The following is a 16238-nucleotide window of genomic DNA, read 5'->3' as shown; positions in this document are numbered from 1 at the left end:
ATTTTTCAAGCAGTTTTCCTTTGCCATTTTTATTCGGTAGGGCGCTGCTATGCTTAAAAAAACAATATTGAAAGGGAACACACATGAACACGCTACACAAAATGAGTTTGAAGCTACTCTCTACATCAATGCTCATGGCTTTCGCTTCACACGCTGCGGCGAATGATATCCATGATGCTTTGAGTAACTCAACCGCATACGCAGACTTTAATTTGCGCTATGAATCTGTTGATCAAGACAACGCACTTAAAGATGCGAGCTCCCTAACCCTTAGAACATGGCTAGGATTTTCAACCGGAAGTGTTAATGGGTTCTCTTTTACGGCTGAGGTTGAGGATAGTCGTATTGTAATGGGACAGGATGAATTTACGGTTGGGCCAACAGGGTTCAACGTAGGCGAGTATTCTGTCATCGCCGACCCTGAGACGACCGAACTCGATCAAGCCTATATTCAATATAAAAACGACAACTTTACCGCTCGCGTTGGACGCCAAGTCATCACGCTTGATGATCATCGTTTTGTGGGTCATGTGGCGTGGCGTCAAGACAAACAGACGTTCGACGCTGTCAGTGCGAAATACGCAGTAAATAAAGAGCTAGAGTTATTCTATAGCTATTTGTACAAACGTAATCGTATTTTTGCTGAAGCAGCAGATTTAGATTCAAAAGACCATATCCTGCATGCGACTTACAAATCGAAAGTGGGTAAATTTGTCGCCTATGCCTACTTACTTGAGGTCGATAACGATACGAGCAATGCGCTAGATACCTACGGCGTAAGTTATGACGGAAAAATGCAAGGCGACAGCATTAATTGGGCTTATGGCGCAGAGTTTGCGACACAGTCAAGTGAGTCAGGAAGCGCAGAAACCGCAGTGGATTTCGATGCCTCTTACTTCAACGCATATTTAGGCGCAACAATGTCAGGTATAACCGCGAAAATAGATTATGAAGTATTGGGTTCTGACGATGGTCTTTATGGTTTTGCTACGCCATTGGCTACCTTACATAAGTTTAACGGCTTTGCGGACCTATTTTTAGCAACGCCAACGCAAGGGCTGCAAGACGTAAAGTTATCCTTGTCTGGCAAAGCTGCGGGTGGAAAATGGTTGTTGGCCTATCATGATTACTCTGCTGATGAGAGCACAGCTGAGGTTGATGATTTAGGTAGCGAAATTAATGCACAATACACGACGACATTTGCACATAAATATCGATTCGGTATTAAGTACGCGGCCTATGATGCCGGTGACATAAAAGTAGATACCAACCGCTTTTGGATGTGGGTTGGCACGCGCTTTTAATTATGGCACTTTTTGAAACGTACGAAGCCAAATACGAAGGCGCTGATGCTGTCAGTGCCCTTATTCTCTGTGGTGGGAAATCACAGCGCATGGGGCAAAACAAAGCACAACTAGCCCTTGGGCAGCGCACCTTTCTAACTACAGCAAAAGATACCGTTAGACGCGCTGGAATAGAAAACGTAGTAAGTGTTGGTCAAAAAGGCTGTGATGTAGTTGATGACATTGCTTTTTGTGGGCCAGGTGCAGCACTTATAAGTGCGCTATATCAATTGAATTCAAAAAAAGCTGCAGATAGCGACATTGAGGTTACGGCTAGTGAAAACAACCTTGCATTAACGGAGATTGTTTTAGTGTTGCCCGTTGATATGCCACTATTAACGCCTTCTTCCATTCACTTTTTATTGGGTAAGGCGCGTGAAACAAAGCAAAGTGTTTACTTTGAAAACGAGTGCTTTCCTTTGGTCATATACAATGTGTATTGCCACCAACATAAACTGAGAGCGCTGAAAAATAGTGTTGCATCGCCTTCAATGCGCGCCGTTATTAATGCCGTTGGTGCAGTGGGAATACCCACACCAACAGCAATTAAACCAACATTGTTAAATGTAAATACGCCACACGAATATGCATTAATCTCGTAACCAGCCGCGAGCGACTGCGATATCGAGTTGCGCCATCACGTAATCCCAAAGTGCAGGTGCGCAGCTTTTAAGGTGTGCATTGCGTTTTTCTATCTTACTTCTCGCAATATTGTGCTTATTCCAACTGCCGCCTTCATTTTTCATATTCTGAAAAACGGGGAGAACGCGGTCCATGGCTTTGGCAAATTCAGCATCCGGCGTTGTGGCCTCTTCAAACTCTAACCACAAGGCCAACATTTCGTCGTTGAAAGGCGTTGGCAATAGACCAAAAATTCGTTTGGCTGCGGCCACTTCTTTTTCGGCTTGAGCATCGTGATCTTGCTGTTCGTTAAAAGCGAACATGTCGCCGGCATCAATTTCGACAATATCATGGATCAAAATCATGCGGATTACGCGCGTTACATCAATTGGCTTGTTAGCATATTGACTCAACATGTTTGCCATGAGTGCAACGTGCCAGCTGTGTTCGGCAGAGTTTTCTTGACGTTCTCCGTCAACGGGCAGGGTTATCATGCGCTTTACGGCTTTTAACTTATCAAGTTCACAAATAAAGTCGGCAAATTCACTTACTTGAACCATAGGTTCGAATTCCTTGTTGAATAATAAAAATGGGCGCTAATGCGCCCATTTTGTAAGGTATGTTTATGCTTATTTTTGTTCAGATAGCCAAACAATAAGGTCCGCAATATCGTCAAATGTCATATCAGCAGTAAAGGTAGGCTGGTACTTTCCATTAATAATGAAGTTAGGCACACCCGTTAAGTGCTCGCGATATGCGTCAATTTGTTGCTGGTTTTTACGTAGCATGCTGTTAACGCCAAAGCTCTTCGCCATTTTATCGAACTCTTCGCCATCTACGCCATTAACAACGAAGATGTTACGAAGGTCACGTAGACCAGTAATAGAAGCACGTTGCTTGTGAATATAGTTGAAGATAGCACCGTTCATTGCATCTTCTTGTTTCATCGCACGGGCAATCAGCATAGCCTTGGTTGCAGCATCTTGTACGTCAGGGCCAGTAAAGCGCATGAAATTCACGTGTACTTTATTGAATTTAGTGCCTTCGGCTTTCTTTTCTTTAATCTGAGCAACAATAGGCTCAAACTGGAAGCAGTGCGGACACCAGAAAGAGAAATACTCAGTAATTACTGGTTTATCAGTCGCTTCTTTGTCTAGTACAATGTAGTGCGTACCTTCTTTCCACTTAGATGATGAGCCTTCGGCACATGCCGTAAGTGGCATAAGCATTGCCATGATAAACATGACTGCAAACTTTTTCATGGAAACAATCCCTATAATATTTAACTAATTATCGCCGATGAGATTATCACAGGCGCGTACGCTTAACTAGAGCGTGTTTAATACCTGTGTCTTATTTCACGATAAGTGCACCAAAAAACACGTTATGTGCTCTATGCCCCTTTGTGCGAAATGCGACAGAACGAAAATAAAAAAGGGGCCGAGAGCCCCTGTTAATGCGTGATGCTACATTTGATAGTGAACAGATAGTAGCGCACGCCTTTCTTGGCCCGCGAAGCCTACAATATCTTCGTAATCAGTATCAAATAGGTTGTTTAGTTTAAGCGTAAGTTGCCATTGTTCAGTGACTTGGTAACCCAGATTTACACTGGCTAACGTATACGCTGATAGCGCGATGGTTTGCGCTGAAGCAGGAAACGGAGGGAAGAAGGTGTCGTAGCGCGTGCCTGTGTATGCCAGCTTGCCATACAAAGTAAATCGCTCAGTACCTAAATCAGAGGTGTAAACCAACGCCCCTTGATGTCGCGCACGTCTAAGTTCAGTAGAGGTAACACCCGCATTAGTTTGTTCGGCATCTAGGTAGCTATACGATGCACTAAGGTTACCGAAATCGCTGTTCCAATTTACTTCAACGTCAACGCCATCTCTGTGACTCTTTCCATTCACATTATCAGCGCTAAAAGCACCTAAGTCGGCAACAAATACAAAACCATTTATTTCATTATCGAGCTCTGCTGAAAATAAACTCACTTGACCTGACATACGGTGCCAGTTGGCTTTTAGCCCCACTTCAATTTCTTCACTGTTCTCAGGTTCGAGGTTTTCGTTACCAATAAAGCTCGCTGGGAAATAGCCAAAACGCTCAGTAAATGTTGGCGTTTTTACCGCTTTTCCGTAGCTTGTGAAAAGCGCATAACGTTCGTCCACCTGCCAAGTAATTCCTGCGCGGTAACTGTTTGCGTCATCAAACTCACTGTTGTCATCAATCCGTGCACTTAAGGTGGCGAACAGGCTCGGTGTTATCGCTCCGTTGGCTTCTGCAAATACGCTGTGCGTATTGTCATGTTGCTTTTGGTTAGGATCGCCAAAGTTTATCGGGCCTCGCTGTGAAAACAGGCGTTGTAAATACTCAATGCCTCCGGCAAATTGCCAATTATCGAGCGAGTAAAAGTTGGTCCAATTCAGTTCAATGCGCTCGCCTGTGGTGCCTCCGGCATCGATTCCAGCGGTAGTATTGTCATTTTCATCTTTGCGATAGTTAGCGCTTAGTCGCGAGCGGTAAGCCGATGAGGTAGGCGTATAGTCCCAGCGAAATTGCGTGCTTACCTGATAGCCGTCGGTCACATTGTCTGAGTCGGTGGGTAAACCCGTAGAAACAAAATCAGTGCCGTCGTACTCATTTTCATAGTCAACGGTGCGCAAGCGGGCAATAAAGCCATGCTCTGTACTGACTTGATAATTTAGGTTTAATCCAGCGGTTAAATTGTCATAACCGTCATCTTCATTGCCAGTTCGTGCAATATTGTCACCGTCGGTGGTGATATAGTTGGCATACGCTGCAATATTCAGTTTATCTATGTGAGAGGTGGCATTAACGCTGCCTTGGTAGGTACCTTGAGTACCCACGCCAGCGGTCAGGTTTAAAGATGAATAGTCTTGTGTCGATTGGCCAGCTTTGGTGGTAATGCTAAGTACACCGCCTATGGCGCCACTGCCCCAACGCGCGCTTTGTGGGCCGCGAAGAAGTTCAATGCGAACAACGTTGGCACTGGTAAGGTGGGCTAAATCAATCAAACTGCCCTGGCCGATGTCATTGGCCACCACGCCATCGATAAGTACCAGCAGGTGGTTTGTTTCGCTACCACGTACTCGCACTTCAGTTAACCCTCCTGGGCTGCCCGATTGTGACAAACTAACGCCAGGTAAGCCGCGGATAAGCTCCGTCAGTTGCACGGCACCAGATGCTTCTATGTCGGATTGTGTGAGCACTGACACTGAGCCAGGGAATTGAGTTACCTGAACAGGAAGCCTTGACCCGGTAATGGTCAGTGTTTCTACATTACTGTTGGTTTCTTGAGATAATGCAGACGTGCTTACGCACGAAAGTACCGCAGCGGTAACTGCAGCATAAGTAAAGTGTATACGCATGGTTCTTTATGTATTTTCTTTAATGCGCTCCGCCCGAGCACATGTTGATGTGGAAGTAAGCTTGCTGCGCTTGCAAATGCGACTGCGAGCTTACCGTGAAGCACAGGCCGGTATCCGGGCTTACTCACCAATGTGTGTAGCGCACATGTTGGCTCTTTTACCTTCCCATCTTGAAAACGGTCGCCGTTTTTGCACTTGATACTTAAGCACATGGCGACAACAAAGACAGTGGTGTATGAAAAGAAAATGTCTAATGTGACATTGAGTTTACCGTTGCGGGGGCAGCATCAGGTTTACACTGATTTCCCGTTTAACGCCAATAACCGCAGAACTTAATTGTTATTGGCGCACCTACGCGTCACGCAGTATATAGAAAAGGTGTGTGGTTTAAAACCCGAGCTTAAGTGGCGGCTCTTGCAAGGCCGCAAGTTGCTCCTTAAGTGCCAGAATTTGGCCTTCCCAATACTTGTCTTCAGCGAACCATGGAAACGCACGCGGAAAAGCGGGATCTTCCCATCTACGTGATAACCACGCCATATAATGGACCATACGCATAGCGCGAAGCGGCTCAATCAAAGTTAACTGACTCGTATCAAAAGGGTGAAACTCTTCATAAGCTTCTACCAGTGTATCTAATTGCAGTAATTGTTGCTGGCGGTCGCCACTTAGCATCATCCACAAATCTTGAATAGCGGGGCCCATCCTGCAGTCATCTAAATCGACAAATGTTGGGCCGTCACGCCATAAAATATTGCCTGGATGACAGTCGCCGTGCAGGCGGATAGATGATGAAGGGCGATACACTTTTTTAGTTGCTTCAATAACGGGGTTGAGAATAGCAAAAAACGCGGTCTTTAAATGCGCTGGCAATAGCGTGCTTTGCTCTAATACTCGCTTTGGTTCGTCAAGGTAGCTTTCAACATCGATAGTAGGGCGATGGGCGAAGGGGGTAGCTTGTGCTATGCGGTGAATGCGTCCTATAAATCGTCCCATCCACTCTAGTTGATCAAGATTATCATTTTCAAACTGCCTTCCACCCACAGAAGGAAAGAGTGCAAACCGGTAGTCTGTGCCGTCAACAATGTGATGATGCAGTGTCTCGCCGTTCAGTTTAAGTGGCGCAGCGAGTGGAATTTCGTTTTCCAGCAGCGCTTGCGCAAACGCGTGTTCCTCTAAAATTTGGGCATCTGTCCAACGCGCGGGTCGATAGAACTTGGCAACATAGCGTTGTCCATCTTCAGCTAGGAATTGATACACCCTGTTTTCGTAGCTGTTCAGTGCTAGCAGCCCACTTTGTAAAAAAATGCCCTGTGACTCCAGGGCATCTAAGATGGTGTCGGGACTAAGCCCCGAAAATGAAAAATCTGTCATCGATAAAGAAATTTGGTTGGTTCATCAACAGTAACCGTTTCTCCATCAATGGTGGTGGTTACGCTAATAAATATATCGGTAACGGTATCTTCCAGATTATAGGCGTCGGTTGCAACCGAAATCGGCGTGCTATAAACCGCACCGCCTTCCACGGTTACCTCTTGCTCGCCAATGTACTGATAATCAGGCAAACCTTTAATGGTTACTGTATAGGTATGCGTTTGTTGAGTTTTGTTTAACACTTTAATGGTGTAAACATTCTCAATTAATCCTTCATTGGTCTCGCGGTACAGCGAATTTCTATCGCGAATAATGTCCACTTCGGTGGGGCTACGTGTCCAGATATTGGCAAACAGCAATCCCATCATAATGACGAGGACCACAAAATATCCAATAAGCTTAGGCCGTATTATATGTGTTTTGCCTCCAGACAGTTCTTCTTCTGAAGTAAAGCTTATAAGGCCTTTGGGGTAACCCATTTTGTCCATCACGCCGTTACAAGCATCAACGCATGCACCGCAGTTGATGCACTCATATTGAAGGCCATTTCGAATATCAATGCCGGTGGGGCACACCTGCACGCACAGGTTACAATCGATGCAGTCTCCAAGGCCTTTTTCTTTTACTTGCTCATGAGAAAGCTTGCGAGGGCGAGGGCCCCGTTGTTCACCGCGATTGGGGTTGTACGATACGGTAAACGTATCTTTGTCGAACATAGCTGATTGAAAACGCGCGTACGGACATATATGCGTACACATTATCTCGCGCATATAACCTGCGTTACCGTATGTACATACCGCAAAAAAGATGACTGAAAACGCCGCCCAAAAACTGGTATCGAAAGTAAAAAAGTCCACAAACAAACTGGCAATAGGCGTGAAGTAGCCTACGAACGTTAGCGCTGTAAGTAAGGCAACTAAAACCCACGCAGTATGCTTAGCTGTTTTTCGCAAAAATTTATCGGCATCCATGGGTCTGGCGTCTAGTGCAATGCGCTTGTTTCTTGGGCCTTCGCACTTTTCCTCAAACCAGGTATAGATGTAAACCCATGTGGTTTGCGGGCACATAAAACCGCACCATACTCGCCCTGCAAAGGTGGTCACAAAGAACAAGGCAAATGCCGAAACAATAAAAATATAGGCAAGCAGGGTTAGGTCTTGCGGCCACAGTGTCAAAGAAAATATGGTAAAACGCTGCTCGCCAATATCGAGTAATACGGCTTGCTGGCCATTGTATGAAATCCAGGGAATGACGGCGAAGAGCGCTAAAAAGAAAAGGCCGAAAAAGCGCCTAAAAGACTCTAGGGGACCTTGCACCGCGCGAACATAAATGCGGCTGCGAGAGTCGTAACGCTTGCCCTCGGTAGCACCTTTGGGTTTATGTACCTTTACCGGTGTTACATTTTTTACCGGTATTTGTTCATTCATAATAAAACCTTAGCTGACATTGCCAAACTGCCTTAGCAGTATAACAGTTTGCGCTACATGATATTTAATGTAGATCAATGATGGTGGGCATCATCCATACTTTCAAAGTTTCAGTCAATACTGAAACTTCAGAATTCATTTGGGTGCGATTAATGAACAGCTTAAGTGACTATAAACCTAATTTCATATACTTGCGTATGATTCAGTGTATTTACAGTCATATAGAGGCAGCTTTATTATCAATATGCGACATTATCGTGACAAGGAGCGTTATTAATAGGTAATAACGCATATAAAGAGTAGTAAATACTCGCCTGTTTCCTGTACAGTTATTCGTGGTCTATACTCAGTGATAGTCGCTTCTGTGGGGAAACATGCACTGAATAGTCTTAAATGTCTGTCATAATTAGCTGAGAAGTCATGTTACGCTTTTTTATCATCGCTGCTGAAATTATTGTTTTAGTTATTGTGCTGCGCTCGCCGTTTGCTCAGTATTTATTTGAAGATATACAAAACTCCATTTCTAATTGGCTGGCGGAGATGGCAACTATGCCAGAGCGAGAAAAATTGGAAACATTGCGCATTCAAATAAATAGTCAGTTAAGTCCGTTAAAGCCTTACCAGCAAAGCTATGTGTTAGAGATAACACAAGACGCCACTACCGTGCACCGCTTCCACCGAACCTATTGTGAGAAAGATGACATTAACCCAAATTTCACGGGAACTAAACGCGCACACCTTTGCCTAATCATTAAACAGTCACCGTTCATTCAAGACGCTCGCGTTAACTAGAGTTCATACAAGACGCTCTAGTACACGCGCACTATTTTATGGAGTATCAACCAAATTGTTGTGCATTGCGTACGAATGTTGAGTGCCTGCAAAGAGGAGCATTAGCGTGAATAAAACAAGTGTGTTAGTAGGGTTAAGTTGCGTAGCATTGTTAGGCTATGGTGTTACGGCTGAGCCTTCCCATGCAGCAGAAGTAAAAATTACTTGGGAAGAGCCTGAATCATATTCCGATGTAAGGCCGTCAAACGAATCGCGTAAGCGCTTTAGAGAGCGAACGCTGAATGAGCTTGAAGCGCATATTGTAGAGCTAGCAGCAGACTTACCTGAATCTCAAGTACTGTCGATTACTGTAACCAACGTCGATTTAGCCGGAGAAGTATGGCCAAGTCAATTTGTTGGGTTTGGTAATGCAGGTGCAAATGATATTCGAGTCATCCGTCGTATTGATATTCCGAAAATGACATTTAGTTATACACTCACTGACGCAGCGGGTGAGGTAGTGGCAAGCGAAGATGAAGTGAAAATAAAAGACATGGATTTTATGGAATCAAACATACGACGCCATCGTAACGAATCTTTGTCTTACGAAAAAACCATGTTAGATGAATGGTTTTCAGATACTTTTCTTAAACAGCAGGTTGCCGCCAACAATTAACGTATAACGAATTAACGTTTAGGTACAGCAGGACTGCGAGTGAGCAGAATATTTGTATCCAACGATCTAATGGTAAATAGCAACAAAAAGGTCGCCAAGAGCGACCTTTTTAGTGCGTACAATACCGCTAATTACAGGTAATCAAACTCACTACCCGCTACTGCAAGTGTGCTGTCTGGGCCTGCCAGATAAGCCGCTTTATGTGCATCACGACGAGGTAAAATTCGCTCAATATAGAAATCGCGCGTTTTTTGTTTTGATGCAGCAAGTACCGCATTGTCACCGCGTTGTGCAGTATCTGCCATGCTGTACCACAGTACGCCAATGAGTGAATAAGCGCTGTAGGCAAGGTAATCGCATGCCGCTGATGCTGCTGTGGTTGCATCCATACCCAAACAATCTGCAGATGAAGCGCGCCAGTCATCTAAGATACCCTGCGCCAATGCCTTGCTTTCAGCGTCTTGAATGTCAGCAACAAGGGCATTAAATGCACTGTAAGTCGCCTCCATCATTTGACCACCATCGCGAGTGAGTTTTCTGCCGATTAGGTCAAGCGCCTGAATACCATTGGTACCCTCGTAAAGCATGGCAATGCGAACGTCGCGCATCAACTGCTCCATGCCCCATTCGCGAATAAACCCATGGCCACCGAAAACCTGCACACCAATACTGGTTGTTTCAAGACCCATATCGGTCATAAACGCTTTGCAGATAGGGGTTAAAAACTGCAGAATTTTATCCGCATTTTCTTTATCTTCACCTTCGCCAAGTTTTTCAACATCCATAAACTTTGCGTATAGCAGTGAAAGCGCACGACAACCTTCAATCAACGATTTTTGCGTAAGCAGCATTCGTGCGACATCAGGTTGAAATACGATAGGATCAGCTTTGCCTTCAGGGTTTTGAATGCCTTGTGGTGCGCGTGACTGAACACGTTCGCGAGCATAGGTCAAAGCGCCCTGATATGAAGCTTCGGCGGCACCAAGTCCCTGCATTCCCACTTGGAAACGCGCATCGTTCATCATGGTAAACATGCAAGCTAAGCCTTGATTTTCTTCACCAACTAGCCAGCCAGTTGCGCCGTCAAAGTTCATAACGCATGTCGGGCTCGCCTTGATACCCATTTTGTGTTCAATACTGCCAACAGAAAGGTTGTTCGCTTCACCTGGGGCATTGTTCGCGTCGGGTAAGAACTTAGGCACTAAGAAAAGACTGATACCCTTCACACCTTTTGGTGCATCCGGTAAACGCGCAAGTACAAGGTGGATAACGTTTTCGCTCCAGTCTTGATCACCGGCTGTAATGAAGATTTTATTCCCCGTTATCTCATAGCTACCATCGCCCTGTGGCTCGGCTTTCGTAGAGAGCAGGCTTAAATCTGTACCGGCATGTGGCTCGGTAAGGTTCATGGTACCTGTCCATTCACCGCTAATGAGCTTGGCTAAATAAATGTCTTTTAGTGTTTTACTTGCGTGTTTGGTAACGGCAAGCGTTGCGCTTTCGGTCAGCATAGTGGTTAATCGCCAGCTTAGGTTAGCGGCGTTTAACATTTCATGCACTGGCACTGCCATGGTATACGGTAGGTCTTGACCATCGTATTCTGCTGTACCCAGCATAGCGTTCCAGCCATTCGCGACATATTCTTGATATGCTTCTGCGAAGCCTTTAGGTGTGGTCACCTTGCCATCTTCTAGCTTACAGCCTTCTTCATCACCCTCGCGGTTAAGTGGGGCAACAACATCTAGGGCGAACTTTGCACCCTGCGCAATAATTTCATTGGCCAAGTCACTGTCGAAATCGCTAATACCTAGCTTTTCGTAGTGCGCATCAAGTCCAAGCCAGTCTTTCAATAAAAACTGAAAGTCAGCAGTTGGGGCATGGTACAGAGGCATGGATGACTCCTTTTTCAAACAAGTGTTTTAATTTTTGCCTATTATAGTCACAAAAAGCATAGTCAGAGTAGTCTGTTTATGGAAAGTTAATGAAAATACTCTTTCATCAAAAGCACTGTTGGCGAGGTTGGCTATTGTGTATTCGCCCACCCAGATTGATTGTAAACCGTAGACTAAGCACTTGCTTTTTTAGCGCGTGTTGGCATGCTTTAGCGAAATTAACCTAAATTAATAGCGAAAAACTATGGTAAATGAACAACCGGTTTGCATCGTCACGGGTGGCAGTTTGGGCATTGGGCTTGCGGTATGTGAAGTGTTTGCAGAGCAAGGTTTTCACGTGGTGAATCTTGATATACGCGATTTCGAGAGTTCGCCGTGTAATGCACGTTGGAAACAGTGCGATGTAAGTAAGGTTGGTGAAGTACAAAGTGCAATGAGTGAAGTTATCGCTGCGTTGGGCAGAATTGATGCTGTGGTGTGTAACGCGGGAAAACACGTGTCAGCAACAATAGAAGAGACAGATGAAGCATTGTTAGACAGTGTGTTTAGCCTCAATGTGAAGGGCGCATACGCTACAATTCAAAGTGCGCTGCCGATCATGAAGCAACAACAAGGCGGGGCTATTGTGGTAATGGGCTCTGACCAATCATTTGTTGGAAAGCGAAACTCCTTCGCCTATGGCCTCACTAAAGCGGCGCTGGCGTCAATGGCCAAAACGACAGCATTAGATTATGCGCCTTACAATATCAGAGTAAATGCAGTGTGCCCGGGCACCATAGAAACGCCATTGTTTCATAACGCTATTGATAAGTATGTGGCTCGCAGTGGGGCTGATAAAGGTGAAGTCGTTGCAGAAGAAGCTGCTGCACAGCCTATTGGACGGCTGGGGCAACCGCGTGACGTGGCCGAGCTTGCTTATTTTTTATGTAGTGACAAAGCTTCGTTTATTACAGGTAGTCTTCATGCCGTCGATGGCGGCTATACCGCGCAATAGTCAATCCACGCAAATTAAAGTAGACAAGCACCTATGCAATGTAACGCGCTAACTTGGGTCGATCCGCACCTTCATATTTTTGCCCTTAATGAAGGGCAATATCATTGGTTGAAATCTTACAATCCGCCTTTTTGGGAGGATAAACCGAAGATAGCGAAGCGGTTTTATGAGCGAGATATCTTATCCTCAGCGGGTGCTCAGCTAGAAGGCTTCGTTCATATAGAGGCTGGGTTCGATAACCATCGTCCTTGGCGGGAAATTCAATTCTTAGCTCGCCATTGTACAAGGCCTTTTAGCGCCATTGCCTGTATCGATCTTCTTTCAATTGACGCGAGTGCGCATATCGATAAGCTTGCACAAATGTCACCTGTTGTTGGCCTTCGTCATATTCTCGATGACGATGCAGTGAGTATATTGCGCAATCCAAAAGCTGTATGGTGCTTCTCGCGTATGGCGTCTTTAGGGTTGTCATTCGAAGTACAAGCCGATATGACTGACCCGCATACCGTTAAGGCGCTACTTAATATTTTGCAACGATATCCAACACTTAAATTCACCATTAATCATTGCGCTATCGTGCCAACAAGCGCTGCGAGCTTTGCCTTGCAGCTATGGCGAAATCACCTACGCCTACTTGCTGCAACTGGGCAGGTCGCTTTTAAGTTTTCTGGTTTTGAAATGCAAAACCGTCAGTGGTCATGGCAACACGCAAAAGCGCGTTTTGAAACCTTGGTAGATACGGTCGGTGTTGATAGGGTGATGTTTGCCAGTAACTACCCATTGTGTACATGGCGGATGCCGCTTAAACAGCTGTGGCAGGGATATGAAATGCTTTGTGCTGAATTTACAAGAGAAGCACAGCAAAAACTGTGCGCATTAAATGCCCGTACGTGGTACGGGCTTTAATCTCTTTTATAATCGTTAACTACAACGTTTATTTCAGTGCAGTTACTGTCATATGTGGTGAGCGATAAACCACTTCATCATTTAGATCTATTCCAATTCCTGGTGTATCCGGTGCTTCAATAAAGCCATTAACGGGTTGTGGGTCTTGAATACATAGCTCTCGGTTCCAGTCCTTAATGGCATAAGTGTGGTGCTCATGGATTAAGAAATTGGGAATAGCCGTTTCAAGGTGTAAACTCGCCGCCGTTGCTACAGGGCCGCCGCACACGTGTGCTTGAATTCTTACGTCATAAATATCAGCGTAGTCACACACTTTTTTCGCTTCGGTAAAGCCACCACACAATCCAACATCTGGCTGTAATACGTCAATTGACTGGTCTTCTAAATAGGGGCGCACATCCCAACGATGATATAAGCGCTCGCCACCGGCAATAGGCACGTTGACATTTTTCGCTACTTTGTCGTGAAGTTTTGAATTTAAGTAATTCACAGGTTCTTCGTAATACAAACAACCAATCTCTTCAACAATATCGCCAAGCTGAATGGCGGTAGATGCACCTAATAAGCTGTGACATTCAAAAATGATATCGCCGTCTTCACCCATGGTATCGCGAATGGCTTGTAATCTGGCCTTGAAAAGTTTTAGCTCTGGCTTAGTAAAAAGCTTAGTTCTATCAAAATGGGTATTGCCGTCTTTGTCATAGACAATGGGGTCAACTTTCACTGCATCATAGCCATCTTTGAGCGCTTTTTCAGTGGCACGCGCGTAATCGGCAGGATCGTTAAGTTTGGTGACTTCTTTATCCCAATCGAATTGAAGCTGACTCGCGTAGCTGCGCAGTTTGCCGTTAGTCTTACCACCTAGCAGTTCATAAACAGGAAGCCCTAGCGCCTTACCTTTAATGTCCCACAATGCGGTATCAATAGCGCTCATTGCCGCATAAATAACAGGGCCTCCGCCTAACCCCCAAAAGCCTTCACGCAGCATACGTGACCACAACAATTCGGTGTTCATAGGATTAAAGCCAATTAGCATTGCTTCTGCAATTTCTTTAATCATATGAGCGGCAGCACTGTGGCCCCAGTCATACGCCAAACCAGCTTCGCCTACGCCAGTTAGCCCTTCGTCTGTGTATACACGCACAAACACAGGATTCCACTGGGGACGTTTAGGGCATTCAATATCAAATATTTCTACTTTGGTGACTTTCATAGTAATGATGTAATTCCGTTCTAAAAGCTATTCGCAAAAGCTTGGGTCAAGTTTGTAGGCTTTTCGTAGCATAGCTGGCCATGCTTTTTGGCCACCGGTTTCTCCACTATGCACTACACTGGCTTGTTCGTATATACCGTCGATAATAGGTTGAGGGATCTCAATAACATCCTCGTTTGATTGCATTAATGCGAGCTGAATTTCACAGGCGCGCTGTAAATCATAAAAACGCATAAAGGCGTCGCCGACCGTTGGGCCCAACGTGAGTCCGCCATGATTCGGCAATAACATGTGGTTGGTATCGCCTAAATCTTCTTGTAGTCGGCGTTTCTCGTTGCTATTTACCGCAAGCCCTTCGTAACCGTGATAAGACAACGATGGCAGCGAGAACAGCGAATACTGACTCCATGGTTTAAGCCCACCTTTTAGCGACGCAACAGAAATCGTCGCCAAGGTATGCAAGTGAATCACGCACATCGCATCATGGCGTACTTCGTGAATAGCGCTATGAATAGTAAACCCTGCGGGGTTAATCCCGTAAGGCGTGTCGTCAAGAATGTTTCCCTCAAGATCGACTTTAACCAGATTCGAGGCAGTAACTTCGTCGAAGGTAAGGCCAAAGGCGTTGACGAGATAATGGTCGGTGCCCGGGACTTTGGCTGAAATATGGGTGTAGATAAGATCGCCCCAGCGCATATCGGCAACTAGGCGGTAGCACGCTGCAAGGTCGACCCGGGTTTGCCACTCTTCGTCAGACACTTTGCCTTTAAGGTTTAAGCTTGGCAGTGTGAACAAGTCACTTCTCCTTTAATAATGATATCGACAATTTACCAACACCTATGTGGTTGAACAATGTTTTGTCCACAGATGATGCTACGAGGTTGTTATTGCTTATTTTTAATTGCTATATAACCGTCGCGAAGTGGGATGAGGTCGTCTGAAAAGCGCAAATCATCATGGTTGAGTAAAAACGGGTCAACCTTTTCAAGTGCTACGACTTCTATTACTGACCACGACGGAGCATCAAACGTGTTGGGTAGGTCATCTAAACCCGCATCAAGCCCACATTCGAAGAGGGCTAGCCCCCGTGCCGTTGTGCCTAAGAACTGCTGTATTTCAACGTTAAAACCCGTTTCTTCCCAGGTTTCTCGATGGGCGGTGCACGCTAAGCTTTGTTCGCTCTCATTATCGTGTGACTTACCACCACCAGGAAAATCCAATTTTCCAGACAGACGGTGGCGAATCATTAGTATCTTGTTACCTGTTTTTATAATGCAGGCGGCGGCCTCATACTGACCCTCATTAGGGTTCACATTCGTAAGTACGAGTGACTCGGCTACGCGGCAAGCTGGATCGTTAGGCGCATCAGGTGTACATGAAAAAAGCGGTAAAACCGCCAAAATAGCTGATAAGCGAAATAAGAATGACATCGATTTAGGTAAAATAGTTAACGTAAATAAAATTATGTGTGCTGGGTTTGCGCTGTAGCATGTGTAACGCTACCAACGGTAATCCAACCAATAAAGCACATTAAACACTAGAGCGTGTTGACCTTTGCCGTACGTTTTTGCAGCAAAGTGTTTAGCATTTAGACAAGGAAGTGCACACGTCGTGTAGCCATCTACATAAGTGTGC

Annotated in this window: 15 protein-coding genes and 1 riboswitch; of the genes, 6 read left to right on the top strand and 9 right to left on the bottom strand. The window is 45.3% G+C overall.

The window, feature by feature from the left end; genetic code table 11:
* Window positions 1-101 precede the first annotated feature (101 nt).
* Together LHL20_RS16110 and mobA are read left to right on the top strand one after the other, a co-directional pair.
* Window positions 102-1304 carry an alginate export family protein gene (locus tag LHL20_RS16110; RefSeq protein ID WP_413228903.1) on the top strand — a complete coding sequence of 401 codons (1203 nt, stop codon included), beginning with the start codon at window positions 102-104 and terminating at the stop codon, window positions 1302-1304.
* Window positions 1305-1306: 2 nt separating this feature from the next.
* Entirely contained in the window at window positions 1307-1945 is a 639-nt protein-coding gene (gene mobA, locus LHL20_RS16105; protein ID WP_226434021.1) for a molybdenum cofactor guanylyltransferase, read from the top strand.
* On the opposite strand, the gene LHL20_RS16100 is transcribed toward mobA, so the two are convergent.
* From LHL20_RS16100 to ccoG, 5 genes are all read right to left on the bottom strand, one after another.
* A complete protein-coding gene (locus LHL20_RS16100; protein ID WP_226434020.1) occupies window positions 1934-2524 on the bottom strand; it encodes an HD domain-containing protein in 591 nt (196 codons plus the stop codon). The two genes, mobA and LHL20_RS16100, sit on opposite strands and share 12 nt — an antisense overlap.
* 69 nt (window positions 2525-2593) lie before the next feature.
* Window positions 2594-3226, bottom strand: a complete 633-nt coding sequence (locus LHL20_RS16095; protein WP_226434019.1) for a thiol:disulfide interchange protein DsbA/DsbL — start codon at window positions 3224-3226, stop codon at window positions 2594-2596.
* Between the two features lie 204 nt (window positions 3227-3430).
* Window positions 3431-5353 (bottom strand): TonB-dependent receptor plug domain-containing protein, encoded by a 1923-nt coding sequence (locus LHL20_RS16090; RefSeq protein ID WP_226434018.1) that lies wholly within the window; start codon window positions 5351-5353, stop codon window positions 3431-3433.
* An 88-nt stretch (window positions 5354-5441) separates the two neighbouring features.
* A riboswitch (cobalamin riboswitch) is annotated at window positions 5442-5723 on the bottom strand.
* 17 nt (window positions 5724-5740) lie between these two features.
* Complete coding sequence (locus tag LHL20_RS16085) at window positions 5741-6724, bottom strand: serine/threonine protein kinase (protein ID WP_226434017.1); 984 nt, start codon at window positions 6722-6724, stop codon at window positions 5741-5743.
* The gene (gene ccoG, locus LHL20_RS16080; RefSeq protein WP_226434016.1) at window positions 6721-8151 is read right to left on the bottom strand and encodes a cytochrome c oxidase accessory protein CcoG; all 1431 of its coding nucleotides are present in this window, start codon (window positions 8149-8151) and stop codon (window positions 6721-6723) included. Before ccoG ends, LHL20_RS16085 begins: the two co-directional genes overlap by 4 nt.
* A gap of 420 nt (window positions 8152-8571) precedes the next feature.
* Between ccoG and LHL20_RS16075 the strand changes: the two genes are divergently transcribed.
* Both LHL20_RS16075 and LHL20_RS16070 read left to right on the top strand, forming a co-directional pair.
* Window positions 8572-8943, top strand: coding sequence for a hypothetical protein (locus LHL20_RS16075; RefSeq protein ID WP_159624055.1), 372 nt, complete (start codon window positions 8572-8574; stop codon window positions 8941-8943).
* A 121-nt stretch (window positions 8944-9064) separates the two neighbouring features.
* Window positions 9065-9598 carry a DUF3016 domain-containing protein gene (locus LHL20_RS16070; protein ID WP_226434050.1) on the top strand — a complete coding sequence of 178 codons (534 nt, stop codon included), beginning with the start codon at window positions 9065-9067 and terminating at the stop codon, window positions 9596-9598.
* Window positions 9599-9729: 131 nt separating this feature from the next.
* Here the strand turns inward: LHL20_RS16070 and LHL20_RS16065 are convergent, their stop codons facing one another.
* On the bottom strand, window positions 9730-11490 hold the full coding sequence (locus tag LHL20_RS16065; protein ID WP_226434015.1) for an acyl-CoA dehydrogenase family protein: 1761 nt from the start codon (window positions 11488-11490) through the stop codon (window positions 9730-9732).
* Between the two features lie 244 nt (window positions 11491-11734).
* Here LHL20_RS16065 and LHL20_RS16060 point away from each other — a divergent pair, with 244 nt between their 5' ends.
* Complete coding sequence (locus LHL20_RS16060) at window positions 11735-12484, top strand: SDR family NAD(P)-dependent oxidoreductase (RefSeq protein ID WP_226434014.1); 750 nt, start codon at window positions 11735-11737, stop codon at window positions 12482-12484.
* A 33-nt stretch (window positions 12485-12517) separates the two neighbouring features.
* Window positions 12518-13390, top strand: coding sequence for an amidohydrolase family protein (locus LHL20_RS16055; RefSeq protein WP_226434013.1), 873 nt, complete (start codon window positions 12518-12520; stop codon window positions 13388-13390).
* Window positions 13391-13418: 28 nt separating this feature from the next.
* Here LHL20_RS16055 and LHL20_RS16050 read toward each other — a convergent pair whose 3' ends face one another.
* The 3 genes from LHL20_RS16050 to LHL20_RS16040 all read right to left on the bottom strand — a co-directional run bounded on the left by LHL20_RS16050 (window position 13419) and on the right by LHL20_RS16040 (window position 16033).
* On the bottom strand, window positions 13419-14603 hold the full coding sequence (locus LHL20_RS16050; RefSeq protein ID WP_226434012.1) for a mandelate racemase/muconate lactonizing enzyme family protein: 1185 nt from the start codon (window positions 14601-14603) through the stop codon (window positions 13419-13421).
* A 27-nt stretch (window positions 14604-14630) separates the two neighbouring features.
* Entirely contained in the window at window positions 14631-15398 is a 768-nt protein-coding gene (locus tag LHL20_RS16045; RefSeq protein WP_226434011.1) for a class II aldolase/adducin family protein, read from the bottom strand.
* Window positions 15399-15487: 89 nt separating this feature from the next.
* A complete protein-coding gene (locus LHL20_RS16040) occupies window positions 15488-16033 on the bottom strand; it encodes an NUDIX hydrolase (protein WP_226434010.1) in 546 nt (181 codons plus the stop codon).
* Window positions 16034-16238 lie beyond the last annotated feature (205 nt).

The sequence above is a fragment of the Alteromonas sp. McT4-15 genome (genome assembly GCF_020515205.1).
Lineage (GTDB): Bacteria > Pseudomonadota > Gammaproteobacteria > Enterobacterales > Alteromonadaceae > Alteromonas.
Note: the sequence above shows the minus strand (reverse complement) of the source record. Positions and strands in the feature narration are given on the sequence as shown.

Coding starts and splice junctions, on each gene's coding strand:
- LHL20_RS16110 (WP_413228903.1), top strand. CDS start 102: ATGAGTTTGAAGCTACTCTCTACATCAATGCTCATGGCTTTCGCTTCA.
- mobA (WP_226434021.1), top strand. CDS start 1,307: ATGGCACTTTTTGAAACGTACGAAGCCAAATACGAAGGCGCTGATGCT.
- LHL20_RS16100 (WP_226434020.1), bottom strand. CDS start 2,524: ATGGTTCAAGTAAGTGAATTTGCCGACTTTATTTGTGAACTTGATAAG.
- LHL20_RS16095 (WP_226434019.1), bottom strand. CDS start 3,226: ATGAAAAAGTTTGCAGTCATGTTTATCATGGCAATGCTTATGCCACTT.
- LHL20_RS16090 (WP_226434018.1), bottom strand. CDS start 5,353: ATGCGTATACACTTTACTTATGCTGCAGTTACCGCTGCGGTACTTTCG.
- LHL20_RS16085 (WP_226434017.1), bottom strand. CDS start 6,724: ATGACAGATTTTTCATTTTCGGGGCTTAGTCCCGACACCATCTTAGAT.
- ccoG (WP_226434016.1), bottom strand. CDS start 8,151: ATGAATGAACAAATACCGGTAAAAAATGTAACACCGGTAAAGGTACAT.
- LHL20_RS16075 (WP_159624055.1), top strand. CDS start 8,572: ATGTTACGCTTTTTTATCATCGCTGCTGAAATTATTGTTTTAGTTATT.
- LHL20_RS16065 (WP_226434015.1), bottom strand. CDS start 11,490: ATGCCTCTGTACCATGCCCCAACTGCTGACTTTCAGTTTTTATTGAAA.
- LHL20_RS16060 (WP_226434014.1), top strand. CDS start 11,735: ATGGTAAATGAACAACCGGTTTGCATCGTCACGGGTGGCAGTTTGGGC.
- LHL20_RS16055 (WP_226434013.1), top strand. CDS start 12,518: ATGCAATGTAACGCGCTAACTTGGGTCGATCCGCACCTTCATATTTTT.
- LHL20_RS16050 (WP_226434012.1), bottom strand. CDS start 14,603: ATGAAAGTCACCAAAGTAGAAATATTTGATATTGAATGCCCTAAACGT.
- LHL20_RS16040 (WP_226434010.1), bottom strand. CDS start 16,033: ATGTCATTCTTATTTCGCTTATCAGCTATTTTGGCGGTTTTACCGCTT.